This window comes from Micromonospora sp. NPDC000089 (assembly GCF_042899365.1).
Taxonomy (GTDB): domain Bacteria; phylum Actinomycetota; class Actinomycetes; order Mycobacteriales; family Micromonosporaceae; genus Micromonospora.
Genome location: NZ_JBIAZT010000002.1, coordinates 443,103 through 466,048, shown reverse-complemented (window position 1 = coordinate 466,048; position 22,946 = coordinate 443,103). Strand labels below are relative to the sequence as shown.

Below are 22,946 nucleotides of genomic sequence, written 5' to 3'. Positions count from 1 at the left end.
CTCACCGATGATGTCCCGCCCGCCCCGCTCAGCGCGGAAAGACCTCGAAGTTGGGGGATTTACCGCTCGACGGCGGCACCTTGTAGTGACGCAGCGTGAAGCCCATCATCTCGCGGAACGCCGGCGCGGCGACCGCGCCGCCCTCACCGCCCGGGCTCCACACGAAGACCGCCACCACGTAGCGCGGGTGCTCCGCCGGGGCCATCCCGATGAACGAGCCGACCTCGCCGGGCTGCTGCTTGCCGTTGTCGTAGCGCAGCCCGGTGCCAGTCTTGCCGGCCACCCGGTAGCCGGGCACCGCGGCGGCCAGGCCGGTGGCCCGCCCGTCCGGGCCGTCGACCGTGGTGACCGCCTCCAGCATGGTGCGCAGCTCCTCCGCCGTCCTGGGGCTGAGCACCGAGCGGGTGGTGGGCGGGGCGGACGGGGTGTGCTTGCCGTCGGCGCCGACCACCTCCTTGATCAGGTGCGGCTGCACGTACGTGCCGTCGTTGGCGATCGCGTTGTACGCGGCGGCCATCTGCAGCGGCGTGGCGTCCACGCTGTGCCCGATCGGCACCGACCCGTACGACGACCCGCTCCACTCCTGCGCCGGCAGCAGCCGCCCGGACGCCTCGCCGGGCATCCCCTCGCCGGTGCGCTGGCCCAGCCCGAACCGCTTCTGGTAGTCGATCAGGCGGTCCTTGCCGAGCTTCTCGGCGATCTCGATGGTGCCCACGTTCGAGGAGAACGCCAGCATCCCCGGGATGCTCATCGGCCGGCCCTCGGCCGGATGGGTGTCGGCGAAGGTGACGTCGCCCATGGTGATGGTGTTCGCGATCGGCAGCACCGTGCTCGGGCTGATCACCCCCTCCTGCAGGGCCGCGCCGAAGGTGATCGCCTTGTGGATCGAGCCGGGGTCGACGATGAAGCTGGTGGCCGCGTCCTCCCGGTCGGTCGGGGAGGCGACCTTGTCCGGCGCGGACGCGTCGTAGCTGGGGTAGCTGGCCTGGGCCAGCACGTCCCCGCTCTTGACGTCCATCGCCACCAGCGCGCCGACGCTGCCCTTGGTCTGCGCCATCTGCCGGCTGAGCACCTGCTGCGCCTGGAACTGCAGGTCGCGGTCGACGGTCAGCACCAGCGAGCTGCCCGGCTTGGCGGGGGTGGTCTGGCTGTAGCCGCCCGGGATCGGCGCGTCCAGGTCGCCCAGGCCGGCCTCGTAGAGCCGCTGGCCGTCCTTGCCCTCCAGCAGGTCGTCGTAGCGGGCCTCCAGCCCCTCCAGGCCGTTCATGTCCTGGCTGACGAAGCCCACCAGGTTGGCGGCGAGGTCACCGCCGGGCACCTCGCGCCGCTCGTCGCGGTGGGTGCCGATGCCGGAGAGATCCAGCGCCAGGATCTGCTTGGCGACGGAGATGTCGACGCCCCGGGCGAGGTACTGGAACTTGGACTCGCCGGTGCCGCCGGGCAGCGGCCGCCGCTTCATCTTGTCGGCCAGGTCGGACACCGGCAGGCCGAGCAGCGGGGAGAGCGCCCTCGCGGTGGCCTCCCGGTCCTTGATCAGGGTGGGGTCGGCGAAGACGTACCGCGCCTCGATGCTGCGGGCCAGCGGCGCGCCGGTGCGGTCCAGGATCGCCCCGCGCGGAGCGGGCAGGTCCACCCGGGTCAGCCGGGCGGCGAGGCCGCCGCCCGCGTACGCCGGGGTGTCCACGGCCTGGAGGAAGACCAGCCGGATGCCGACCACGGCGAAGAGGCTCAGCACCAGCAGGGTGCCGAGCCGCAGCCGGCGGCGCGGATCGGCCAGCTTCGGCGGGCGGCGCGGCTTGCGCACCGGCCGCCGGCCGGCCGGGCGGTCCGCGCGGCGCGGCGGACGGCCGCCGGGCCGGCGCGGCGGCGGCGCCTCGTCGAGGTCGAACTCGCCGTCCGGCACGGGCCGGGCCCGGACGGTGCGGATCACGCCCGCCCGCCCGGCCGCCGCGCTCTCCCGCCGGCCGGCCCGGCCCCCGCCGGCCCGGCCGGCGGCGGCGCGACCACCGTCGAGCACCTGCAGTGCGGGCCGGAACGGGTCGCCGGACCGGGTGGCCCGGGGGGTACGCCGCTGGCCGCCGCCGTGCTCCTCAGTGCTCTCCCGGATGGTGCGCCCCCGCGGGGTGTACGCCCGCGCGTCGGAGATGCCGCCGACGCCCGGCTCACCGGTCCGCGGCTCGGCGCCCCGCCCCGCGCCGCGAACCGGACCGCGCCGGGAGCCCGTGGCGTCCCGGCGCGGATCCTCGGATCTCGGTGGCACCGTGCTATCCCCCGTTGCCCTGCTGGCTGGTGACCGCCGGCTGGCCGTTGGCCGGCTGCGGCACGCCGATCATCCGCCCGTCCGGCAGCCGGATGTACGCCGGCTCGTCCGCCTCGACGAGACCGAGCTTGCGGGCGTTGGCGGTCAGGTTGCCCGGCGCCTTGGCCTCCTCGATCTCCTTCTGCAGCTGGGACTCGTCCACGTCCAGCCGGGCCTGCTGCTGCTGCAGCTTCTCCAGCCGGAACGCGTTCTCGTTGATCTTGGTGTTCACCGTCAGGATGCCCAGCACCCCGCCGACCACCAGCACCACGATCAGCGCCGCGAACGGCGCCCGCGGCACCCGGATCGGCGCCGGCGGCGCCACCCGCAGCCGGGGCGAGCTCGGAGCGGTGGTGGCGGTGACCCGCTCGGCCGGCCGCAGCGCGGCGTTGCCCTGGGTCGGGAACTCGCGCGTCCCCCGGCCGCGAGCCTCGTCGTGCCGGTCGGCGCGGGGCGCCGGCGGCGTCGTCGTACCGGCGCGCGTGGTCCGCTGCGCCGCGGTCCGGCCCCCCGACCGCGGTGCACGCTGCCCGACGGCCCCGTCCCGGCCGCCGCGCTTGTCAACGTTCATCTTCCCTCCCCCTCTTCGTCCGTCCCTCTGCCGGCCCTCGGCGTCGTGCCCGGGCCCCCGGTGGAACCCGTGGCCGACGCCGACCCCGGTTGGTGCATCGCCTTGACCCGTCGGCGGGACCGTTCGCGGTCGGCCCGCCCCTGCTGGTCGTCCTGCGGATCGAGTCGGACCGCGGCCCGCAGGCGCACCGAGGCGGCGCGCGGGTTCGCGGCGACCTCCGCCTCCCCGGGCAGCTCGGCGCCCCGGCTGAGCAGCCGGAACGTCGGGCCCGACCCGGGCAGTTCGACCGGGAGGTCGACCGGGCCCTTACTGCGGACCCGGTCGGCGAGCGCCTGCTTGGTGAGCCGGTCCTCCAGCGAGTGGTAGGACAGGACCACCATGCGGCCACCCACGTTGAGCGCGTCGAGGGCAGCCGGCAGCGCCGTCTCCAGCGCCGCCAGTTCCCTGTTTACCTCGATCCGTAAAGCCTGAAACGTTCTCTTTGCCGGGTGTCCGCCGGTTCGCCGAGCCGGTGCCGGAATGCTCTCCCGGACCAGCTCCGCCAGCCGGGCCGAGGAGGTGATCCGGCCCCGCTCCCGCTCGCGGATGATCGCCGAGGCGATCCGCCCGGCGAACTTCTCCTCGCCGTACACCCGCAGCACCCGGGCCAGGTCCGGATGGGCGTAGCTGTTGACCACCTCCTCGGCGGTCACCCCCCGGGTCTGGTCCATCCGCATGTCCAGCGGGGCGTCCTGGGCGTACGCGAACCCGCGGTCGGGCGCGTCCAGCTGCAGCGAGGAGACCCCCAGGTCGAACAGGATCCCGTCGATGCCCGGATAACCCAGCCGCGCCAGCACCTCGGGCAGCTCGTCGTAGACGGCGTGCTCCAGGTGCACCCGGTCGGCGAACCGGGCCAGCCGGACCCGCGCGTGGGCGAGGGCCTCGGTGTCCCGGTCAAGACCGATCAGCACCGTCTGCGGGTGCCGCTCCAGCACCGCCTCGGCGTGCCCGGCCAGGCCCAACGTCGCGTCGACGTGCACCGTCCGGCCGCCCCGGTCCAGCGCGGGGGCCAGCAGCTCGAGACACCGCTCGAGCAGCACCGGCACGTGCGTGCCGCGAAGCTCCCCCATGTCGACCCCCACCTGTTGCGTGAACTCGTACCTGCTGTGCCTGCTCGTCGGACGACGCCTGCCGTCGTACCGCCAGATCCCCATCCGCTCCCGCTTCATCCGCCGGGCCGCGGTCCCGGGGTGGAAGTCGTGCGCCTGGCACCGGGGAAGGGGTGCCAGGAACGCGAAAGCGGCTGGAGATCTCGCAGTACGCCGGGCGTCGTTCCGCCCTACAGACCGCCGGGCAGCACCCCCTCCTCGATGTCGGCGAAGTCGTCTTCGCTCTCCGCGAGGTAGGTCTCCCACGCCGAGCGGTCCCAGATCTCCACCCGGGTGCTCGCCCCGATCACCACCAGCTCCCGGTCCAGCGCGGCATAGTCGCGCAGGTGGCCCGGGATGGTCACCCGACCCTGCTTGTCCGGGACCTCGTCGTGGGCGCTGGCGAAGAAGACCCGGCTGTAGGCGCGGGCCGCCTTGCTGGTCATCGGTTGGGCGCGTAGCTGCTCCGCGATCCGCTGGAACTCGGGCATCGGGAAGACGTAGAGGCAGCGCTCCTGCCCTTTGGTGATCACGACACCCCCCGCCAGCTCGTCCCGGAACTTCGCCGGAAGGATCAGCCGGCCCTTGTCGTCCAGGCGCGGAGTGTGGGTGCCGAGAAACATCGGCCCAACCCCCTCGCCCCGAGCGGCGTTCGCGGCGCCGCTGACCCCCTGGGCCGGTGGGCCCTCCCGGCCTCACCATCGCGCCCCACTCTACTCCACTTCCCTCCACCTGCAACCAGATTCGCCCGCGTGGCGCGCCATTTGGGCGGGCAAACGCGCACGTCAGAGCGGGTGGGGCGGAGTGGAGGGCCGCGGCCGGCCCCGGCCGCGTCCGCAACCCGACAGGCCGCTCCGCCGTGCGGCGGAGCGGTCGGCGTCCGGCCGACCGGCCGACCCCGGCCGAACGGTTCGCCGTCGGCGGCGATCTGGCGACCGGCGCGGTCCGGTAACCTCGCTCGCGTGACGGACGCGAAGATGCCCCTGCGGGCGAAGGTGGCCACCTCCGTGTCGAAGACCGCCGCGGCGCTCTCCCGGGCCGCCGGGCGGGGCGACGGGTCGGTGATCGGCGGCTGGATCGGGCTGAAGATCGACCCGGACCTGCTGGCGCACCTGTCCGTCGGCCGCGCGATCGCGCTGGTCTCCGGCACCAACGGCAAGACCACCACCACCCGGCTCACCGCCGCCGCGGTCGGGGTGCTCGGCCGGGTCGCCACCAACTCCTTCGGCGCCAACATGCCCACCGGGCACACCTCCGCGCTGGCCAAGGCCGGCAGCACCCCGTACGCGGTGCTGGAGGTGGACGAGCACTACCTGGCGCAGGTGCTGGAGGCGACCGAGCCGCACGTGGTGGCGCTGCTCAACCTCTCCCGCGACCAGCTCGACCGGGCCAAGGAGGTCGCCATGATGGCGCAGCTCTGGCGCGCGGCGCTGGTCCGGCACACCGACGTGCGGGTGGTCGCCAACGCCGACGACCCGATGGTGGTGTGGGCCGCCACCCCGCCCGGCGACCCGGCCAACGGCATCCGCCCGCCGCACGTCACCTGGTTCAGCGCCGGCCAGCGCTGGCACGACGACTCCTGGGTCTGCCCCGAGTGCGGCTCCACCATCCAGCGCTCCGGCGAGCAGTGGTGGTGCACCGGCTGCCCGCTACGTCGCCCCGAGCCGCAGTGGACGGTGGAGGACGACGGCGTGCTGGACCCGGCCGGCGCCTGGCACAAGGTGCGGCTGCAGCTGCCCGGCAAGGTCAACCTCGGCAACGCGGCCACCGCGCTGGCCGTCGCCGCCGAGTTCGGGGTACGCCCCGTCGACGCGGTGTCCCGGCTGGGCAGCGTCAGCTCGGTGGCCGGGCGCTACGCCCAGGTCGACCGGGACGGGCGCAACATCCGGCTGCTGCTGGCCAAGAACCCGGCCAGCTGGCTGGAGGCGTTCGACATGGCCGACGAGGCGCCGACCCTGCTGTCGATCAACGCGCGGGACCCCGACGGGCTGGACACCTCCTGGCTGTTCGACGTCGACTTCGCCCCGTTGCGCGGCCGGCAGGTGCTGATCACCGGCGACCGGGCGTACGACCTGGCGGTCCGGCTACAGGTCAACGACGTGCCGTTCCAGCACGTCCGGACGTTCGACGAGGCGCTCCGCTCGGTCCCGCCGGGCCGGCTGGAGGTCATCGCGAACTACACCGCCTTCCAGGACATCCGAGCGGAGTTGGACCGTGTCAACTGAGAGCCTGCGCATCGTCTGGATCTACCCCGACCTGCTCTCCACCTACGGCGACCGCGGCAACCTGCTGATCCTGGCCCGCCGGGCGCAGCAGCGCGGGATGCCGGTGGAGGTGCTGGAGGTCCGCTCCGACCAGCGGCTGCCCGCCACCGCCGACATCTACCTGCTCGGCGGCGGCGAGGACGGCCCGCAGGCGCTCGGCGCGCAGCGGCTGATCGCCGACGGCGGCCTGCACCGCGCGGCGGCCCAGGGCTCGGTGGTCTTCGGCGTCTGCGCCGGCTACCAGCTGCTCGGCACCTCCTTCTTCGCCAAGGGCGCCCAGTGCGCCGGGCTGGAGCTGCTGGACCTCTCCTCCGACCGGGGGCCCACCCGGGCGGTCGGCGAGCTGGCCGGCGAGATCGACCCGCGGCTGGGCGTCCCGGCGCTGTCCGGCTTCGAGAACCACGGCGGTCGTACCCACCTCGGCCCGAGCGTCTCGCCGCTGGCCCGGGTCACCGCCGGGGTGGGCAACGACGGCGCCACCGAGGGCGCGTGGCGGGGCAAGCTGCTCGGCACGTATTCGCACGGGCCGGCGCTGGCCCGCAACCCGGCCCTGGCCGACCTGCTGCTGCGCTGGGCCACCGGCGTGCAGCAGCTGCCGCCGCTGGACGACTCCTGGCCGGAGCGGCTGCGCTCCGAGCGCCGCGCCGCGGTGGCCGCCGCCACCCGGCCGTGATCCCCGGCGTCCGGCGGCTGCTCGGGCAGCCGTCGGCACGACGGTTCGCTCTGCTGCTGGTCATCCTCACCGGGTTCGCGGTGCTGCTGCTCACCGTGCCCCGCCCCGACCTGCGGCGGCTGCCCGCACTGGCCGACCCGCTCGGCGGGTACGCCCCGGTGGTGGCCGTGGTGGTCGGTGCGCTGCTGCTGGTCGCACTCGTCCCCCGGACCTTCGTCACGCTCGCCGCCGGCGCGGTCTTCGGCCCCTTCGAGGGCGCCGCGTACGCGCTCGGCGCGGCACTGCTGGCCGCGGCGATCGGCTTCGCGGTGGGTCGGATGCTCGGTCGGGAGTTCGTCGCGGAACAGGTCCGTGGCCGGCTCGCCCGGCTGGACGGATGGTTCTCCCGGCAGAGCGTGCTCGGGGTGATCACCGTCCGGCTGCTGCCGATCGCCGGCTTCGGGTTGGTCTCCTACGGCTACGGCACCACCGGCGCGCGGGTGCTGCCGTTCCTGGTCGGCAGCGTGATCGCCTCCGCCCCGACCGCGATCGGCTACGCCGCGATCGGCGCCGCGGTCAGCTCCCCCGGCCAGGTCAACTGGTACGCCGCCGCCCCGGCCAGCCTCGGCCTGATCGCCAGCGTGGTGATCATCAACCGCTGGTGGCGGGCCGAGCGGCAGCGCCGCCGCGACCCCGCCGACGCCCAGCCGTGACCCGGCCCGACCCGACCGGTGGCGGCGCCGCCGAGGAGGTGCTGGCGGGCGGCTTCGTCGCCGAGGTGGTCCGGGTCGGCGACACCGTCCGTCGTACCCTCCCGGCGAACGCCGCCTTCGTCACCGCCCTGCTGGAGCACCTGGCCACGACCGGCCTCGACCTGGCGCCCCGGCACCTCGGCGTGGACGAGCGGGGCCGGCAGGTGCTCGGCCACCTCGACGGCCGGGTGCCGTGGCGGGACACCGAGGATCCCTCCTTCTTCTCCGACGCCGCGCTGACCCGGCTGGCCGAGCTGATCCGGGCGCTGCACGACGCGTGCGCCGGCAGCGACCTGGCCGGCGACGCCGAGACGGTCTGTCACCGGGACCTCTCCCCCAAGAACACCGTCTACCGCGACTCCCCCGCCGGCCCGCTGCCGGTCGCGTTCCTCGACTGGGACCTGGCCGGCCCGGGCCGGCGGATCACCGACGTCGCGTTCGCCGGTTGGCACTGGGCCGCGCTCGGCGCCGGTGCCGACCCGGCGGAGCTGGGCCGGCGCTGCCGACTGCTCTGTGACGGCTACGACGCGGCCGACCCGGGCGCGCCTCTCCGGGCCGGACTCCCCCGGGCCGACCTGCTCGAGGTGATGCTCGACCAGATCGAGGGCACCTGGCGGGGCATCGCCGCCGGCGCCGACCGCGACGAGCCCGGTATGCGCCGGCTCCGCGCGGCCGGCGTCGTCGAACGGGTACGCGGCTGGCACGAGTGGCTCCTCGCAAATCGCCCCACCGTGGACACTGCCCTGCGCGGCTGACCGGTCCGCCGCGTCCGGCGGCGGATGGCCGCGGCGGAAGGCGACTCCGTGCGGCCGGCTCGCCGCGACTCCGAGGTAGCGACGGGCGGCGGCTCCGGCCCGGCTTGCCGCCAGCTACCGGCGGCCTCCGGACGGCCGGGCGGTCCATGGCGGCTGGCCGGCAGCGAATGGCCGTTCACGAAGGCAACGATCCGGACCAGCCTCGCGCGACCACCGCCCGAGACCCTGCGCCAGTGCGGCTCGGTGGCGGGAACGGGGTCGGTCTCGGGCGTGTTGGCGGGTGGAGGCACTCATGTGCGTGAGCGGTATGACGGAGAGGAATATTGATGCCTCTCCGTCATACCGCTCATGACCATGTCCGTCGCCGTGGAGCGACGCTCCGTGTTTCCGGCGCCCTGCGCCCGCCGAGGACGACGGCGGCGAGGTCGACCGATCGGCCCACCGGCCGTCGCGCCTCGCCGACCGCCGACCGCCGACCTTCAGCCAAGGTGCGGAGTGCGGCGGCCTCAACCGGCCGGGGAGACCAGGCCCGCCTCGTAAGCGGCGATCACCAGGTGCACCCGGTCGCGGGCGCCGAGCTTGGTGAAGAGCCGGGCCACGTGCGCCTTCGCGGTGGCCGGACTGATCACCAGCTCCGCCGCGATCTCCGCGTTGGACAGCCCCCGGCCGACCAGGGTCAGCACCTCCCGCTCCCGGTCGGTGACGCCGGCCGGCGGGAGCCGGCGGGGTGACGGGACGGGGCGGCGGACGACGTCGGCGATCAGCCGCCGGGTCACCGCCGGGGCGAGCAGCGCGTCGCCGGCCGCCACCACCCGGATCGCGCCGACGATCTCCTCCAGGGCCATGTCCTTGACCAGGAACCCGCTCGCCCCGGCGCGCAGCGCGCCGTACACGTGCGTGTCGTCGTCGAAGGTGGTGAGCACCAGCACCCGGGTGCGGCCACCGGCGGCGGTGATCGTCCGGGTCGCCCCGATCCCGTCGGTGCCGGGCATCCGCAGGTCCATCAGGACCACGTCCGGCGCCACCTCGCGGGCCAGCCGGACCGCCTCGGCGCCGGTGCCCGCCTCGCCGACCACCTCGATGTCGGCGGTGTCCGCGAGCACCACCCGCAGCCCGGCCCGCACCAACGGTTGGTCGTCGGCGAGCACCACGCGGACGCTCACTCCGTCACCGCCACGGTCCGACCCGCCACCGCGTCACCCGCCGGACCCTCCCCATCCACCGCGTTCCCGGGCGCGGCGGCGTCCGGCAGCGGCAGCCGGACGGCGACCCGGAAGCCACCCTGCGGACGCGGCCCGGCGCGGAACCGGCCGCCGAGCAGGTCGACCCGCTCCCGCATGCCGATCAGGCCGTGCCCCTCGCCGCCGACCGGTCCACCGTGGCCGTCGTCGACGACCTCGACGGTCAGCTCGTCCGAGCGCTGCTCGACGCTGACCCGACAGCTGTCCACCCCGGCGTGCCGTACCACGTTGGTGACCGCCTCCTGCACGATCCGGAACGCGGCCAGGTCCACATCGGCCGGTACCGGCAGGTGCGCACCGATCCGCCGTACCTCCAGCCGTACCCCGGCGTCCGCGGCGGAGCGCGCCAGCCGGTCCAGGTCGGCCAGGCCGGGGGTGGGGTCCAGCGGCGCCGGGCCGCCCTCGGGCCGGCGCAGCGCGCCGAGCGTACGCCGCAGTCCGGCGAGCGCGTCGCGGCTGGCGGTCTCGACGGCGGCCAGCGCCGCCCGCGCCTGGGCCGGCTGCGTCTCGATCACCCGGGCGCCCGCGCCGGCCTGGATGGCGATGACGCCGAGGCTGTGGGCGACCATGTCGTGCAGCTCGCGGGCGATCCGCAGCCGTTCCGCGGTGACGGCCGCCGCGGCGGCACGGTCGCGCAACTCAGCCGCGTGCCGGCGGCGACTGCGGACCGAGTCGCCGACCACCCACGCGGTGGTGACCGCCAGCACCGACAACTCGGCCCGGCCCACCGGGTCGTGGGCCAGGCTGAGGAAGCTCGCGCCGATCTGCACCGCGAGGGTGAGGCCGGCGGCCGGAACGGAGACCCGACGCGGTCGGTGGGCGGCGATCACGCCCACGACCAGGTCGACCACCAGGAACTGCAGGTACCAGATGTCCGCCAGGTAGCCGTCCTCCCAGGAGTGCACGGTCCCGGTGACCAGCGACGAGCCGACCAGCATCAGCGTCAGGGCCAGCATCGGGCGGCGCCCCAGCAGCCCGAGCGGCAACGTGACGACCAGGATCGGCAGCAGGTACCGCAGCGACACCACGACACCACCGACCGTCAGGCCGGCGCCGGTCCCGACCACGGTCGGGGCGAACACCACGACCACGGGCAGGACGGCCACGGCGGCCCACGCCAGCACCGTCCGCACCCGCCCGCCGGTCCGCGCCGCCGTCGCCTCCACCGGCACACGGTATCCAGCAGCAGGCCCGCGGGTCATCGGCCGACGGGCGTACGCCCCGGGGCGGGTCGCCGGCCGGCGGGTGTGGCCCGCGGTGCGACGACCGACGAGGGATGCGCCGGCAGGGTGGAGCCATGATCGAGCTACGAGAACTGACCAAGAGATACGGCCGCACCACGGCCGTCGACCGACTGACCCTCACCGTCCGGGCCGGCCACGTGACCGGGTTCCTCGGCCCGAACGGCGCGGGCAAGTCCACCACCCTGCGGCTGATCCTCGGCCTGCACCGCCCGACCGGCGGCACCGCGCTGGTGGCCGGCCGCCCGTTCGCCGACCGGCCACGGGGGCTGCGCCTCGTCGGCGCGCTGCTCGACGCCGGCGACGTGCACGGCGGCCGGTCGGGGCGGGCGCACCTGGCCGCCCTTGCGGCCAGCAACGGCATCGGCCGGTCCCGGGTGGACGAGGTGCTGCGCGAGGTCGGTCTGGCCGACGCGGCGCGACGCCGGGTCGGCGGCTACTCCCTCGGCATGAAGCAGCGCCTCGGCATCGCCGCGGCGCTGCTCGGCGACCCGCCGGTGCTGCTCTTCGACGAACCGTTCAACGGCCTCGACCCGGAGGGGGTCCGCTGGGTACGCGGGCTGTTCCACCGGCTGGCCGGCGACGGCCGCACCGTCTTCGTCTCCAGCCACCTGATGAGCGAGATGGAGCAGACCGCCGACCACCTCGTCGTCATCGGTCGGGGCGAGCTGATCGCCGACGAGAGTCTCGCCGCATTCGCCGCCCGAGGCGCGCGGCCCCAGGTCGTCGTCCGCGCCGCCGACCCGACGGCACTCACCGCCGCGCTGCGCGGCGCGGGCGTCGAGGTCGCGGTCGGCGCCGACGGTTCGCTCGTCGTGTCCGGCCTCAGCCCGACCGCGCTGGGTGAGCTGGCGGCCGGGCGCGGGATCGTGCTGCACGAGCTGTCCAGCCGGACCGCCTCGCTGGAGGAGGCGTTCATGGAACTCACCGCCGACCGCGTCGACCACCGGGCAGGAGACCACCGATGAATACCCCGATCCGCACCCCCACCGAGATCCGTCCGCTTGTCGGAGAGGCCCCCGACCGATTCCGTCACCTGCTCGCCGCCGAGTGGATCAAACTGTGGTCGCTGCGCTCCACGTACTGGTCGCTGGCGCTGATCGCGGTCTCCGCCGCGCTGTTCAGCGTCCGTGCCGCGCTGGCCGACCACCACAACTGGCCGGACTATTCTCCCGAGCGGCAGGCCGCGTTCGACCCCGTCCACGACGCCTTTCCCGAGGAGGGGTGGCTGTTCGTCATGCTCGCCGCCGGGGCCGTCGGGGCCGTGATGATCGCCGGCGAGTACGCCAGCGGCCAGATCCGCACCACGTTCGCCGCGGTACCGGACCGGCGGGCGGTGATCACCGCCAAGGTCGCGGTGCTGGCCGTCGTGATGCTGGCCGTCGGCGGGCTCGCCGCGGGCCTGTCGTTCGGGTTGTCGCAGGGGATCCTCGCCGACCGGGGCGCCGCCACGTCGTTGGCCGACCCGGAGGCGCTGCGCGCTGTCATCGCGTCGGTGCTGCTGCTGCCGGTGTGCGCGCTGATCGGGCTGGGCATCGGGGCGCTGGTGCGGCACACCGCCCCGGCGATCGTCACCGTGACCACGGTGCTGCTCCTGCTGCCGCTGGGCTTCGACATCACGCACCGCGGGACGGCGGCGATCCATAACGCCCTGCCGGTGCCGGCCTGGGAGCGGCTGGTCTCGAACCCGTACGTGGTGGCGAACCTGCACGTGGCGAGCGTGCCCGGCTCGTGGCTGGTCCTCGCCGCGTGGCCGGTGGCCGCCGCGCTGGTCGCCGTGCTGGTGGTGCACCGCCGAGAGCCCTGACCCGGCGCGGGGCGCGTCCCGGTTCGGGACGCGCCCCGCGAGGACGGACGGTCAGGCCACGACGGAGACCATCCGGCCCTTCACCACGATGACCTTGCGCGGCTCCTTGCCGGCCAGCGCGGACGCGACGGCCTCCAGCGCCGCCGCCCGCACGTCGTCCTCGGCGGCGTCGGCGGGCACCTCGATCCGGCCGCGGACCTTGCCGTTGACCTGCACCGGGTAGGTCACCGTCTCGGCCACCAGCAGGGCCGGGTCGGCGGTCGGGAAGTCCGCGTACGCCAGCGAGCCGGTGTGGCCCAGTCGCTGCCACAGCTCCTCGGCGATGTGCGGGGCGACCGGCGCCACCATCAGCACCAGCGGCTCGGCCACCTCGCGCGGGGTGGCCGGCAGCCGGGTCAGTGCGTTGGTCAGCTCGATCAGCTTGGCGATCGCGGTGTTGAACCGGATCCCCTCCATGTCGCCGCGGACCCCGTCGATCACCTTGTGCAGCAGCCGACGGGTGGCCTCGTCGGCCGGCGCGTCGGCCACCCGGGACTCCCCGGTCTGCTCGTCGACGACCGCCCGCCAGACCCGCTGCAGGAACCGGTACGACCCGACGACCGCCCGGGTGTCCCAGGGGCGGGACACCTCCAGCGGGCCCATCGACATCTCGTACACCCGGAAGGTGTCCGCGCCGTACGCCTCGGACATCTCGTCCGGGGTGACCACGTTCTTCAGCGACTTGCCCATCTTGCCGTAGTCGCGGCGCACCTCGGTCTCGCCGTGGAACCAGCGGCCGTCGACCTCGACGACCTCCTCGGCCGGCACGTAGGCGCCGCGCGGGTCCTGGAAGGCGTACGCCTGGATCATGCCCTGGTTGAACAGCTTGCGGAACGGCTCGAACGACGAGACGTGGCCCAGGTCGTACAGCACCTTGTGCCAGAAGCGGGCGTACAGCAGGTGCAGCACGGCGTGCTCGGCGCCGCCGACGTACAGGTCGGTGCCCCCGCAGTCGCCCGTGCCGCGCGGGCCCATCCAGTACGCCTCGTTCTCCGGGTCGACGAAGCGCTCGCTGTTGGTCGGGTCCAGGTAGCGCAGCTCGTACCAGCAGGAGCCGGCCCACTGCGGCATCACGTTGGTCTCCCGGGTGTACCGCTTCGGCCCGTCGCCCAGGTCCAGCTCGACCTCGACCCAGTCGCGCCGGCGCGACAGCGGGGTCTCCGGGTTGCTGTCCGCGTCCTCCGGGTCGAACGTCTTCGGCGAGAAGTCGTCCACCTCGGGCAACTCGACCGGCAGCATCGACTCGGGCAGCGCGATCGGGGTGCCCGACTCGTCGTAGACGATCGGGAACGGCTCGCCCCAGTAGCGCTGCCGGGAGAACAGCCAGTCGCGCAGCCGCCAGGTGGTCGCCCCGGTGCCGTGCCCGTTGGCCTCCAGCCACTCGATGATCCGGGCCTTGGCGTCGGCGACCCCCAGGCCGTCCAGGTCCAGGCCGCGCTCGGGCGCGGCGCTGTTGATGGCCGGCCCGTCCCCGGTGTACGCCTTGCCGTCGAAGCCCTCGGTCGGCTGGACGGTACGCACGATCGGCAGGTCGAAGACCTCGGCGAAGTCCCAGTCCCGCTGGTCCTGGCCGGGCACCGCCATGATCGCGCCGGTGCCGTAGCCGGCCAGCACGTAGTCCGCGACGAAGATCGGGATCTGCCCGCCGGTGACCGGGTTGGTGGCGTACCCGCCGACGAAGACGCCGGTCTTCTCCCGGCTGTCCGCCTGCCGCTCCAGGTCCGTCTTGGCCGCGGCGGCCTTGCGGTACGCCTCGACGGCCGCCCGCGGGTTGGCGTGCCCACCGGTCCAGGCCGGCTTCGTCCCGGCCGGCCAGGCGGCCGGCGTCAGCGCGTCGACCAGCTCGTGCTCCGGCGCCAGCACCAGGTAGGTGGCCCCGAAGATGGTGTCCGGCCGGGTCGTGAACACCCGCACCGGGGCCGCGCCGGTGGGAAAGTCGATGTGCGCGCCGGTGGAGCGGCCGATCCAGTTGCGCTGCTGCAGCTTGATCGGTTCCGGCCAGTCCAGGGTGTCCAGGTCGTCCAGCAGCCGGTCACCGTACGCGGTGATCCGCATCATCCACTGCTTCAGGTTGCGCTTGAAGACCGGGAAGTTGCCCCGCTCGGAGCGGCCGTCGGCGGTGACCTCCTCGTTGGCCAGCACGGTGCCCAGCCCCGGACACCAGTTCACCGGCGCCTGCGAGACGTACGCCAGCCGGTGGTCGTCGACGACCTGCCGGCGCTCGGCGACGGACAGCCGCGCCCACGGCCGGCCGTCCGGGGTCTGCCGGTTGCCCCCCTCGAACTCCGCGATCAGCTCGGCGATCGGGCGGGCCTTGCGCGCGTCGGTGTCGTACCAGGAGTTGAAGACCTGCAGGAAGATCCACTGGGTCCACCGGTAGAAGTCGGTGTCGATGGTCGCCACCGACCGCCGCTCGTCGTGGGCCAGGCCCAGCCGGCGCAGCTGCTCCTTGTACCGCTCGATGTTCGCCACCGTGGTGGTGCGTGGGTGGGTGCCGGTCTGCACCGCGTACTGCTCGGCGGGCAGGCCGAACGCGTCGAAGCCCATCGCGTGCAGCACGTTGCGGCCGGCCATCCGCTGGTAGCGGGCGAAGCAGTCGGTGCCGATGTAGCCCAGCGGGTGCCCGACGTGCAGGCCGGCGCCCGAGGGGTACGGGAACATGTCCAGCACGTAGAGCTTCTCCGCGCCCGCCCGGGGGTGGTCCGGGTCGGCCAGCGGGCCGGTGGGATTGGGCGCGTGGAAGGTGCCCTCCCGCGCCCAGGTGTCCTGCCACCGGCGCTCGATCTGGTCGGCCAGGGCCGCGGTGTACCGGTACGGGGGAATGTCGCCCGCCGGTGCGGCTGCCTCACTCATGGGGTCTCCTTGGCGCGGGTCATGTCGGATTCGGGGAGCCTCGCTGCGGGCACAAAAAAGCCCCTCGCGCAGGAGGGGCCGCCGTGCTGTCGCGCGTCAGCGCATCAGCACGGCCCGGTAAGAAGCAGGAAGACTCCGGCCATGAGCAGGAGTGTACCCCGTCCCTCAACCTGACGAATTCGGTGCGTAACCGACGGAGTTCCTGCGGGGGTCGGCGATCACGACAAACATGGTTAGCCTGAGAGGCCAGTGAGATTTCTGCGGCAGAAGAGGCTCGACGTCGCGAACCCAACGGCGGGTCCAGGTGCTCTATTCAGAGCTGCCGTCCGGCGACGAGGAGGAGGCCCGTGACACAGCAGACCTGGGACGAGGTGGGCGGCATCCTGCCGCACGACGAGTTCCGCGCCGCCAGCGAGGCCATCGTGGCCAACATCGAGCAGGTCATCGAGGGCAAGACCGCCACCGTGCGGCTGGCGCTGGCCGTGCTGCTCGCCGAGGGCCACCTGCTCATCGAGGACGTTCCCGGGGTCGGCAAGACCAAGCTGGCCAAGGCCCTGGCCCGCTCGATCGACTGCTCGGTGCGCCGGATCCAGTTCACCCCCGACCTGCTGCCCAGCGACGTCACCGGGGTCAGCGTCTACAACCAGGAGACCCACGACTTCGAGTTCCGCCCCGGCGCGGTCTTCGCCAACCTGGTGGTCGGCGACGAGATCAACCGGGCCTCGCCGAAGACCCAGTCGGCGCTGCTGGAGTGCATGGAGGAGCACCAGGTCACGGTCGACGGGGTGACCTATCAGCTCCAGACCCCGTTCATGGTGATCGCCACCCAGAACCCGATCGAGATGGAGGGGACGTACCCGCTGCCCGAGGCGCAGCGCGACCGGTTCACCGCCCGGATCGCGATGGGTTACCCCGGCCCGGACGCGGAGCTGGCCATGTTGGACGGTCACGGCGCCGCGGACCCACTGCAGGAGCTGCGCGCGGTCTCCGACGCGGACACCGTCCGCCGGCTGATCGCCACGGTCCGCCAGGTGCACGTCGCGGACGCCGTCAAGCAGTACGCGGTCGACCTGGTCACCGCCACCCGCGAGGCCCCCGACCTGCGGCTGGGCGCCTCCCCCCGGGCCACCCTGCAGCTGCTGCGCACGGCCCGCGCGGTGGCCGCCCTGGAGGGGCGCGACTTCGTGCTCCCCGACGACCTGCAGGCGCTGGCCGTGCCGGTGCTGGCGCACCGGATCATCCCCACCGCCGACGCCCAGCTGGCCCGCCGCACCACCGACGCGATCGTCTCCGACGTGGTGCACCGGCTGGCGCTGCCGCAGGAGCGCAAGCGCACCCAGTACGACCCGCCCCGACCGGCCACCGGCAACGGCCGCGGCCCGTTCGAGCCGCGGAGGCCGTGACGTGCGCGACGGGCTGCGTGGGCTGACCACCCGCGGTCGCTCGTTCCTGGCGGCCGCGATCGCCGCGGCCATCTCCGCCGGCGTCCTCGGCGAGAAGGACCTGCTGCGCGTGGCGGTGCTGCTGGCGGTGCTGCCGCTGCTCGCCGCCCTCTACGTCGGGCGCAGCCGCTACAAGCTGGCCTGCAACCGCTCGCTGGAGCCGCACCGGGTGCCGGTCGGCGCCAGCTCCCGGGTGGTGCTGCGGCTGCAGAACCTGTCCCGGCTGCCCACCGGCACCCTGCTGCTGGAGGACCGGCTGCCGTACGCGCTGGGCAGCCGGCCCCGGGTGGTGCTGGAGCGGCTCGGCGCGCAGCAGGCGAGCTCGGTGGCGTACACGGTCCGCGCCGACGTGCGCGGCCGGTACGAGGTGGGCCCGCTGGTGGTCCGGATGACCGACCCGTTCGGTCTGTGCGAACTGACCCGGGCCTTTCCCAGCACCGACAGCCTCACGGTGATCCCGCAGGTCAACCCGCTGCCCACGGTCCGCCTCCCCGGCGAGTACGCCGGCAGCGGCGACAGCCGGGCCCGGTCGGTCGCGGTGCACGGCGAGGACGACGCCGCGACCCGGGAGTACCGGATGGGCGACGACCTGCGCCGGGTGCACTGGAAGTCGACCGCCCGCACCGGGGAGCTGATGGTGCGCCGGGAGGAGCAGCCCTGGGAGAGCCGGGCCACCGTGGTGCTGGACACCCGGGCGTACGGCCACCGCGGCGACGGGCCGACGGCCAGCTTCGAGTGGGCGGTCTCGGCCGCCGCCAGCATCGCGGTGCACCTGCGCCAGTCGGGCTACAAGCTGCGGCTGGTGACCGGTTCCGGCGCGGACGTCGACGCCACCGAGGCCGCCGGCGACGGGGTCCTGCTCGACCACCTCGCCGACGTCCGGCTGGACCAGCGCGGCGAGCTGGCGACCCTGGTCCAGCGGGTGCGGCAGCGCTCCGACGGTGGGCTGATCATCGCGCTGCTCGGCTCGCTGACCGGCGCCGAGGCGGAGCTGCTGGCCGGCCTGCGTGGCAACGGCGCGACCTGCGTGGGGTTCCTGTTGAACAGCTCCACCTGGCTCAACCTGCCAGAGAAGGCCCGGTTCGAGGCGGAGCGGGCGCACGGCGCCGCCGCGCTGGCGCTGCTGCAGGGCGGCTGGCGGGTGATCGGCGTCGACCACGAGGCCCGGCTGCCCGGGCTCTGGCCGCAGACCGCGCGCGGCTCCCAGGGGTTCGCGCTGCGCGCCGCGCTGGCCGAGACGGTGGCCGGCGGGGTCCGATGACGAGAAGGAGGGCGTCGTGATCGCCTCCCGTAACCTGGGGTTCGTGGCCGCGGCGGCGACGCTGCTGGCCGCGGCGCCCCTGTCGGCGATCTTCGAGCGCTGGACGTGGCTGATCCAGGCGGCCATCGCGGTCGCCGTGGTGGCCGGCGCGGCGGCGCTGACCCGGCTGGTCCGGGCCCCGCTCTGGGGTCAGGTGCTGGGCATGCTCGCCGGGCTGCTGCTCGCCCTGACCTGGCTCTTCCCCAGCGGCGGCGAGCTGGTCGCGTTGCTGCCCACGCCGGACACCCTGGCCAACTTCGGCGAGCTGCTGCACGGCTCGCTGCGCGACATGCGCGCGTACGGCGTGAAGGTGCCGGACACCACCCCGCTGCTGTTCCTCGCCGTGCTCGGCATCGGCGCGGTCGCGGTCCTGGTGGACGTGCTGGCGGTCGGCCTGCGCCGGCCCGCGCTGGCCGGCCTGCCGATGCTGGCCATCTACTCGGTGCCGGTGGCGGTCTACGTGGACAGCGTCCCGGCGCTGCCCTTCGTGGTCGGCGCCTGCGGCTACCTCTGGCTGCTGGTGACCGACAACGTCGACCGGGTACGCCGGTTCGGCCGCCGATTCACCGGCGAGGGCCGGGACGTGGACATCTGGGAGTCCTCCCCGCTGGCCGCGGCCGGGCGACGACTCGCCGTGGTCGGCGTGGCCCTGGCCGTGGTGCTGCCGCTGGTGCCCGTGCCGGGGATGGACGGCAGCCTGCTCGACCGGATCAGCTCGGCCGGCGAGGGTGCCGGCAACGGCCGGCCCGGGCAGGGCGGCACACCCGGCCGGATCGACCTGTTCGCCGCGCTCAGCGGGCAGCTCAACCAGTCCCAGGTGACCGACCTGGTCAAGGTCACCACCAACGAGCCGAACCCGTTCTACCTGCGCTTCGGCGTCGCCGACGACCTGCGGCCGGACGGCTTCCGGGTACGCGGCCCCAACGGGCGGCCGGTCAACCGGGAGCTGCCGGATCCGGCCAAGCCGGGCGTGGAGCAGCAGCGGTACCGGGCCACCGTGGAGGTCACCCGCGGCCTGGAGATGCCCTTCGTGCCGCTCTACGCCGACCCGGTCAAGGTGGACGGGCTCGGCGGCAACTGGTCGTACGACGCGAACCTCGGGGTGATCTTCTCCAACCGGGACAACTCCCGGGGCAAGCGCTACGAGTTCGACTACGTGCGCTCGACGTACTCGCCGGCGGCCCTGCGCCGGGTCCGGCCGCTGTCGGCCGAGCACCCGATGGTCCTGCAGCAGACCAAGACGCCACCGGCACAGGAGGTCGACCGGCTGGTCAGCCGGCTGGTGGACGGGAAGAACACCGACTACGACAAGGTCCGGGCGATCTACGACTACTTCTCCCGGGAGAACGGCTTCAGCTACTCGCTGAGCACCAAGGGCGGCACCAGCGGCAAGGAGATCGTCGACTTCCTCACCAACAAGACCGGCTACTGCCAGCAGTACGCGGCAGCGATGGCCTGGATGGTGCGCGCCGCCGGCATCCCGGCCCGGGTCGCGTTCGGCTTCACCAACGGCAGCAACGTCAGCGGTGAGGCGCACGTGCTGACCAACCGGAACCTGCACGCCTGGACGGAGGTCTACTTCGACGGGATGGGCTGGGTGCCGTTCGACGCCACCCCGGCGTCCAGCGTGGCCGGTTCCACCCGCTCGGCGTGGGCGCCGGACAGCGACGCGCCCGACCCGGAGACGTCGGAGTCCGCGGCGCCCGGCACCGTTCCGAACGACCCGGCCGCCTCGGCCGGCGCGGAGCGGCCGGACAACGCCGACCGGGACACCGACACCGGCTTCGACCCGAACGCCGCCGCCCCGGCGGCCCAGGCACCGAGTTGGCCGTGGTGGACGGCGGGTGCCCTGGTCGCGCTGCTCGCTCTGCTGGCGTTGCCGGCGCTGCGCCGGGCCGCACTGCGTCGCCGCCGCCACGGTCGGGCGACACCGGCGGCGGTGGCGGTGGACGCCGCCGCGGAGGGTGGCGCGACGCCGATGGTCGTGGTCGGCGCGGACGCCACCCAGGCCCGGGCGGACGCCCACGCGGCCTGGGACGAGCTGCTGGACACCCTGGTCGACTACCGGGTGCCGGTGGACCGGACGGAGACCCCCCGAGCCACCGCGGAGCGGCTGGTCCGGGAGGCGGTCGGCGACGACACCGAGGCCGTGGGGGCGGTGCGGCTGCTCGGCCGGGCCGAGGAGCGGGCCCGGTACGCCCGCGACCCGCTGACCGGCGAGCCGCTGCATCCGGCGCTGCGCGCGGTCCGTGGCACGCTCGCCGCGCGGGCCGACCGGCGGACCAGGTTCCTCGCGACGGTGCTGCCGCCGTCGGTGCTGCTGCGCTGGCGGCTCGCGTTCGGCGACTCGTCGTCGCGCTGGGTGGCCACCGGTGGGCGGGCCCGCTATCGGGCGGAGCGGCTGAGCCCGCGCCGGCTGCTGGCGAACCGCCTCGCCCGCCGCGCCTGACCGACCCGGCCGCCCGCCGCGGCCGGTGCAGGGCCCGGGCACGACTGAGCGGGATGACGGACTGTCGCCAACACGACAACCCGTCATCCCGCTCACGCGTGTCGGGCGCTCGCTCGGGCTCAGGGAGAGGCTCTGCCGGCGGAGGCGGCACTCGGGCTCAGAGGCTCTGCCGGCGGAGACGGCGCTCGGGCTCAGGGAGAGGCCACTGCCGACGGGCGCTCCCGGCCCGGACGTGCTGATCCGACGGAGGTGACCGGACCTGGTCCGGCACCCGCCGCCGCGGTGACGCCCGCCCACCTCAGGGGTGGGTGGCGATCAGCGATGTCCCTCCGGGCGCTGCCGCCACCGGTCCTCCATGCGGTCCAGCAGCGACGACCGTCGACCGGACCGCCCGCGCGGACGGCGACGACTCGTGGTGCCACCCACCACGTGCAGGTCCGGTGACTGTGCCCGGCGGTGTGACTGCACCGCGTAGCCCAGCGCTGCCAACATCACGACGAACCCCGCCAAGCCCAACGGCGGGGTCTTGATCACCACGCCGTAGACCAACAGGGCCAGGCCGACGACGACCACACCGGCAGCGACGAGCAGGCGACGCCGCGCGTGGAAACGCGGGTCGCTGGCGCGAACGGCCGAGGCGAACTTGGGGTCCTCGGCAAGCGACCGCTCGATCTGCTCGAACAGCCGCTGCTCGTGCTCCGAGAGCGGCACGGCACTCCTCCCCGGTCACGTTGGTCGGCCCGGTCGGGCCGACAGACCGTGGCAGCCAACCGGCTGCTTACCGCCAAGTCTACGAGGGGGGTCGCGCGTCGGAAAGCGGGACGACCTACGGCCGGGGTTGATTTTCGCCGCGCCGGGGCTCCCGCTTGCCCAGCAGACTGGCCGGACCTATGACGGATCGCCCGAATCGGGCAGCCGCGGCGTCGGCGGCAGCTTCCGCCTCCCGCCAGCCGTGCTCGGGCGCGCCGAGGGTGAGCTGGCGCGGCGACTCGGCCGCCGCGGCGAGCCCCTCGGCCCGGACGCCCAGCAGCCGGACCCGCTCCCCCGGGTCGAGAGCCGTCCAGAGCGCCCAGGCGGTGTCGAACAGCTCGCGGGCCACGTCGGTCGGCACCCCGAGGGTGCGGGACCGGCTGACCGTGCGGAAGTCGGCCAGCCGCACCTTGAGCGACACCGTCCGCCCGACCTGCCCGGCCCGGCGCAGCCGGACCCCGACCTTCTCGCTCAGCGCGAGCAGGGTCCGCCGGATCTCCCCCGGGTCGTCCACGTCGGCGTCGAAGGTGACCTCGGCACCGATCGACTTCTCCACGTGCTCCGGGCTGACCGCGCGCGGGTCCCGCCCGTGGGCCAGCTCGTGCAGGTGCCCGGCGGCCGCCGCGCCGACCGCCCGGCGGAGCAGGCCCAGCGGCGCCACGGCCAGGTCGCCGATGGTGGTCAGGCCGAGCCGTCGCAGCGTCTCGGCGGACCGCTCCCCCACCCCCCAGAGCGCGTCGACCGGCAGCGGGTGGAGGAACTCCAGCACCCGGTCGGCCGGCACCACCAGCAGGCCGTCCGGCTTGGCCCGGGTCGAGCCGAGCTTGGCCACGAACTTGGTCGGCGCCACCCCCACCGAACAGGTCAACCGCTGCTCGGCGAGGACCCGTTCGCGGATCCGACGGGCGATCAGGGCCGGCGGGCCGAACAGCCGTCGAGCGCCCGCCACGTCGAGGAACGCCTCGTCCAGCGAGAGCGGCTCCACCAGCGGGGTGACGTCCCGGAAGATCCGCATCACCGCCGCCGACGCGGCAGAGTACTGCGGGAAGTCGGGCGGGAGATAGACGGCGTGCGGGCAGAGCGCGCGGGCCCGCGCGGTGGGCATCGCGCTGCGGACGCCGTACCGCCGGGCCTGGTAGCTGGCGGAGCTGACCACGCCGCGCGGCCCCACCCCGCCGACCACCACCGGCCGGCCGCGCAGCTCGGGGCGCCGGCGCACCTCGACCGAGGCGAAGAAGGCGTCCATGTCGACGTGCAGGATCAGGCTGCCCGAATCGTCCCCGTCCGGCCCGAAGCCCGGGTCCCCACCGCGCGGCAACGACTGGCTCCGACCCATGACCGCAGGCTATCCGGGCGGTGAGACAGAACCGCCGGTCAGCCCCGGGCGTGGGACGGAACCGCCGG

Annotated in this window: 18 protein-coding genes; 9 read left to right on the top strand and 9 right to left on the bottom strand. The window is 74.4% G+C overall.

All coding sequences use genetic code 11. The features are described 5' to 3' along the window. Nucleotides 1–28: 28 nt before the first annotated feature. From ACFY3U_RS05575 to mraZ, 4 genes are all read right to left on the bottom strand, one after another. Nucleotides 29–2,260, bottom strand: coding sequence for a peptidoglycan D,D-transpeptidase FtsI family protein (locus ACFY3U_RS05575; RefSeq protein WP_387195346.1), 2,232 nt, complete (start codon nucleotides 2,258–2,260; stop codon nucleotides 29–31). Between the two features lie 4 nt (nucleotides 2,261–2,264). Continuing rightward, nucleotides 2,265–2,870 carry a hypothetical protein gene (locus ACFY3U_RS05570; RefSeq protein WP_387195343.1) on the bottom strand — a complete coding sequence of 202 codons (606 nt, stop codon included), beginning with the start codon at nucleotides 2,868–2,870 and terminating at the stop codon, nucleotides 2,265–2,267. Then, complete coding sequence (rsmH, locus tag ACFY3U_RS05565; protein WP_387195340.1) at nucleotides 2,867–3,979, bottom strand: 16S rRNA (cytosine(1402)-N(4))-methyltransferase RsmH; 1,113 nt, start codon at nucleotides 3,977–3,979, stop codon at nucleotides 2,867–2,869. The genes ACFY3U_RS05570 and rsmH overlap by 4 nt, the downstream gene beginning before the upstream one ends. Nucleotides 3,980–4,188: 209 nt before the next feature. Further along, nucleotides 4,189–4,620 carry a division/cell wall cluster transcriptional repressor MraZ gene (gene mraZ, locus ACFY3U_RS05560; RefSeq protein ID WP_387195337.1) on the bottom strand — a complete coding sequence of 144 codons (432 nt, stop codon included), beginning with the start codon at nucleotides 4,618–4,620 and terminating at the stop codon, nucleotides 4,189–4,191. Nucleotides 4,621–4,974: 354 nt separating this feature from the next. Between mraZ and ACFY3U_RS05555 the strand changes: the two genes are divergently transcribed. From ACFY3U_RS05555 to ACFY3U_RS05540, 4 genes are read left to right on the top strand one after another with little or no spacing between them, the layout of a single operon-like run. Continuing rightward, nucleotides 4,975–6,222 carry a MurT ligase domain-containing protein gene (locus ACFY3U_RS05555; RefSeq protein ID WP_387195973.1) on the top strand — a complete coding sequence of 416 codons (1,248 nt, stop codon included), beginning with the start codon at nucleotides 4,975–4,977 and terminating at the stop codon, nucleotides 6,220–6,222. After that, complete coding sequence (locus ACFY3U_RS05550) at nucleotides 6,212–6,934, top strand: type 1 glutamine amidotransferase (RefSeq protein WP_387195334.1); 723 nt, start codon at nucleotides 6,212–6,214, stop codon at nucleotides 6,932–6,934. Before ACFY3U_RS05555 ends, ACFY3U_RS05550 begins: the two co-directional genes overlap by 11 nt. Next, nucleotides 6,931–7,626 carry a TVP38/TMEM64 family protein gene (locus tag ACFY3U_RS05545; RefSeq protein WP_387195331.1) on the top strand — a complete coding sequence of 232 codons (696 nt, stop codon included), beginning with the start codon at nucleotides 6,931–6,933 and terminating at the stop codon, nucleotides 7,624–7,626. Before ACFY3U_RS05550 ends, ACFY3U_RS05545 begins: the two co-directional genes overlap by 4 nt. After that, nucleotides 7,623–8,420 (top strand): phosphotransferase, encoded by a 798-nt coding sequence (locus tag ACFY3U_RS05540; RefSeq protein ID WP_387195328.1) that lies wholly within the window; start codon nucleotides 7,623–7,625, stop codon nucleotides 8,418–8,420. Before ACFY3U_RS05545 ends, ACFY3U_RS05540 begins: the two co-directional genes overlap by 4 nt. A 506-nt stretch (nucleotides 8,421–8,926) precedes the next feature. Here the strand turns inward: ACFY3U_RS05540 and ACFY3U_RS05535 are convergent. Next, complete coding sequence (locus ACFY3U_RS05535) at nucleotides 8,927–9,583, bottom strand: response regulator (RefSeq protein ID WP_387195325.1); 657 nt, start codon at nucleotides 9,581–9,583, stop codon at nucleotides 8,927–8,929. Then, entirely contained in the window at nucleotides 9,580–10,827 is a 1,248-nt protein-coding gene (locus tag ACFY3U_RS05530; RefSeq protein ID WP_387195323.1) for a sensor histidine kinase, read from the bottom strand. The genes ACFY3U_RS05535 and ACFY3U_RS05530 overlap by 4 nt, the downstream gene beginning before the upstream one ends. A gap of 131 nt (nucleotides 10,828–10,958) precedes the next feature. On the opposite strand from ACFY3U_RS05530, the gene ACFY3U_RS05525 reads away from it, so the two are divergent. Together ACFY3U_RS05525 and ACFY3U_RS05520 are read left to right on the top strand one after the other, a co-directional pair. Then, nucleotides 10,959–11,870: an ABC transporter ATP-binding protein gene (locus tag ACFY3U_RS05525; protein WP_387195320.1), complete on the top strand. Its 912-nt coding sequence runs from the start codon at nucleotides 10,959–10,961 to the stop codon at nucleotides 11,868–11,870. Further along, nucleotides 11,867–12,709, top strand: a complete 843-nt coding sequence (locus tag ACFY3U_RS05520; protein WP_387195317.1) for an ABC transporter permease subunit — start codon at nucleotides 11,867–11,869, stop codon at nucleotides 12,707–12,709. Before ACFY3U_RS05525 ends, ACFY3U_RS05520 begins: the two co-directional genes overlap by 4 nt. Nucleotides 12,710–12,760: 51 nt before the next feature. Here the strand turns inward: ACFY3U_RS05520 and leuS are convergent, their stop codons facing one another. Then, nucleotides 12,761–15,601 carry a leucine--tRNA ligase gene (gene leuS / locus ACFY3U_RS05515; RefSeq protein ID WP_387195314.1) on the bottom strand — a complete coding sequence of 947 codons (2,841 nt, stop codon included), beginning with the start codon at nucleotides 15,599–15,601 and terminating at the stop codon, nucleotides 12,761–12,763. 347 nt (nucleotides 15,602–15,948) lie between these two features. Here leuS and ACFY3U_RS05510 point away from each other — a divergent pair, with 347 nt between their 5' ends. From ACFY3U_RS05510 to ACFY3U_RS05500, 3 genes are read left to right on the top strand one after another with little or no spacing between them, the layout of a single operon-like run. After that, complete coding sequence (locus ACFY3U_RS05510) at nucleotides 15,949–17,004, top strand: AAA family ATPase (RefSeq protein WP_387195311.1); 1,056 nt, start codon at nucleotides 15,949–15,951, stop codon at nucleotides 17,002–17,004. A 1-nt stretch (nucleotide 17,005) separates the two neighbouring features. Next, complete coding sequence (locus ACFY3U_RS05505) at nucleotides 17,006–18,304, top strand: DUF58 domain-containing protein (protein ID WP_387195308.1); 1,299 nt, start codon at nucleotides 17,006–17,008, stop codon at nucleotides 18,302–18,304. 16 nt (nucleotides 18,305–18,320) lie between these two features. After that, nucleotides 18,321–20,792, top strand: coding sequence for a DUF3488 and DUF4129 domain-containing transglutaminase family protein (locus ACFY3U_RS05500; RefSeq protein ID WP_387195305.1), 2,472 nt, complete (start codon nucleotides 18,321–18,323; stop codon nucleotides 20,790–20,792). Between the two features lie 315 nt (nucleotides 20,793–21,107). On the opposite strand, the gene ACFY3U_RS05495 is transcribed toward ACFY3U_RS05500, so the two are convergent. Both ACFY3U_RS05495 and ACFY3U_RS05490 read right to left on the bottom strand, forming a co-directional pair. Further along, on the bottom strand, nucleotides 21,108–21,503 hold the full coding sequence (locus tag ACFY3U_RS05495) for a DUF3040 domain-containing protein (RefSeq protein ID WP_387195302.1): 396 nt from the start codon (nucleotides 21,501–21,503) through the stop codon (nucleotides 21,108–21,110). A 115-nt stretch (nucleotides 21,504–21,618) separates the two neighbouring features. Next, nucleotides 21,619–22,878: a DNA polymerase IV gene (locus ACFY3U_RS05490; protein ID WP_387195299.1), complete on the bottom strand. Its 1,260-nt coding sequence runs from the start codon at nucleotides 22,876–22,878 to the stop codon at nucleotides 21,619–21,621. Between the last annotated feature and the right edge of the window lie 68 nt (nucleotides 22,879–22,946).

What these genes read in the sequence shown, in the direction of transcription:
- ACFY3U_RS05570 (WP_387195343.1), bottom strand. Translation starts at nt 2,870, where the DNA reads ATGAACGTTGACAAGCGCGGCGGCCGGGACGGGGCCGTCGGGCAGCGT.
- rsmH (WP_387195340.1), bottom strand. Translation starts at nt 3,979, where the DNA reads ATGGGGGAGCTTCGCGGCACGCACGTGCCGGTGCTGCTCGAGCGGTGT.
- mraZ (WP_387195337.1), bottom strand. Translation starts at nt 4,620, where the DNA reads ATGTTTCTCGGCACCCACACTCCGCGCCTGGACGACAAGGGCCGGCTG.
- ACFY3U_RS05555 (WP_387195973.1), top strand. Translation starts at nt 4,975, where the DNA reads ATGCCCCTGCGGGCGAAGGTGGCCACCTCCGTGTCGAAGACCGCCGCG.
- ACFY3U_RS05525 (WP_387195320.1), top strand. Translation starts at nt 10,959, where the DNA reads ATGATCGAGCTACGAGAACTGACCAAGAGATACGGCCGCACCACGGCC.
- ACFY3U_RS05520 (WP_387195317.1), top strand. Translation starts at nt 11,867, where the DNA reads ATGAATACCCCGATCCGCACCCCCACCGAGATCCGTCCGCTTGTCGGA.
- leuS (WP_387195314.1), bottom strand. Translation starts at nt 15,601, where the DNA reads ATGAGTGAGGCAGCCGCACCGGCGGGCGACATTCCCCCGTACCGGTAC.
- ACFY3U_RS05490 (WP_387195299.1), bottom strand. Translation starts at nt 22,878, where the DNA reads ATGGGTCGGAGCCAGTCGTTGCCGCGCGGTGGGGACCCGGGCTTCGGG.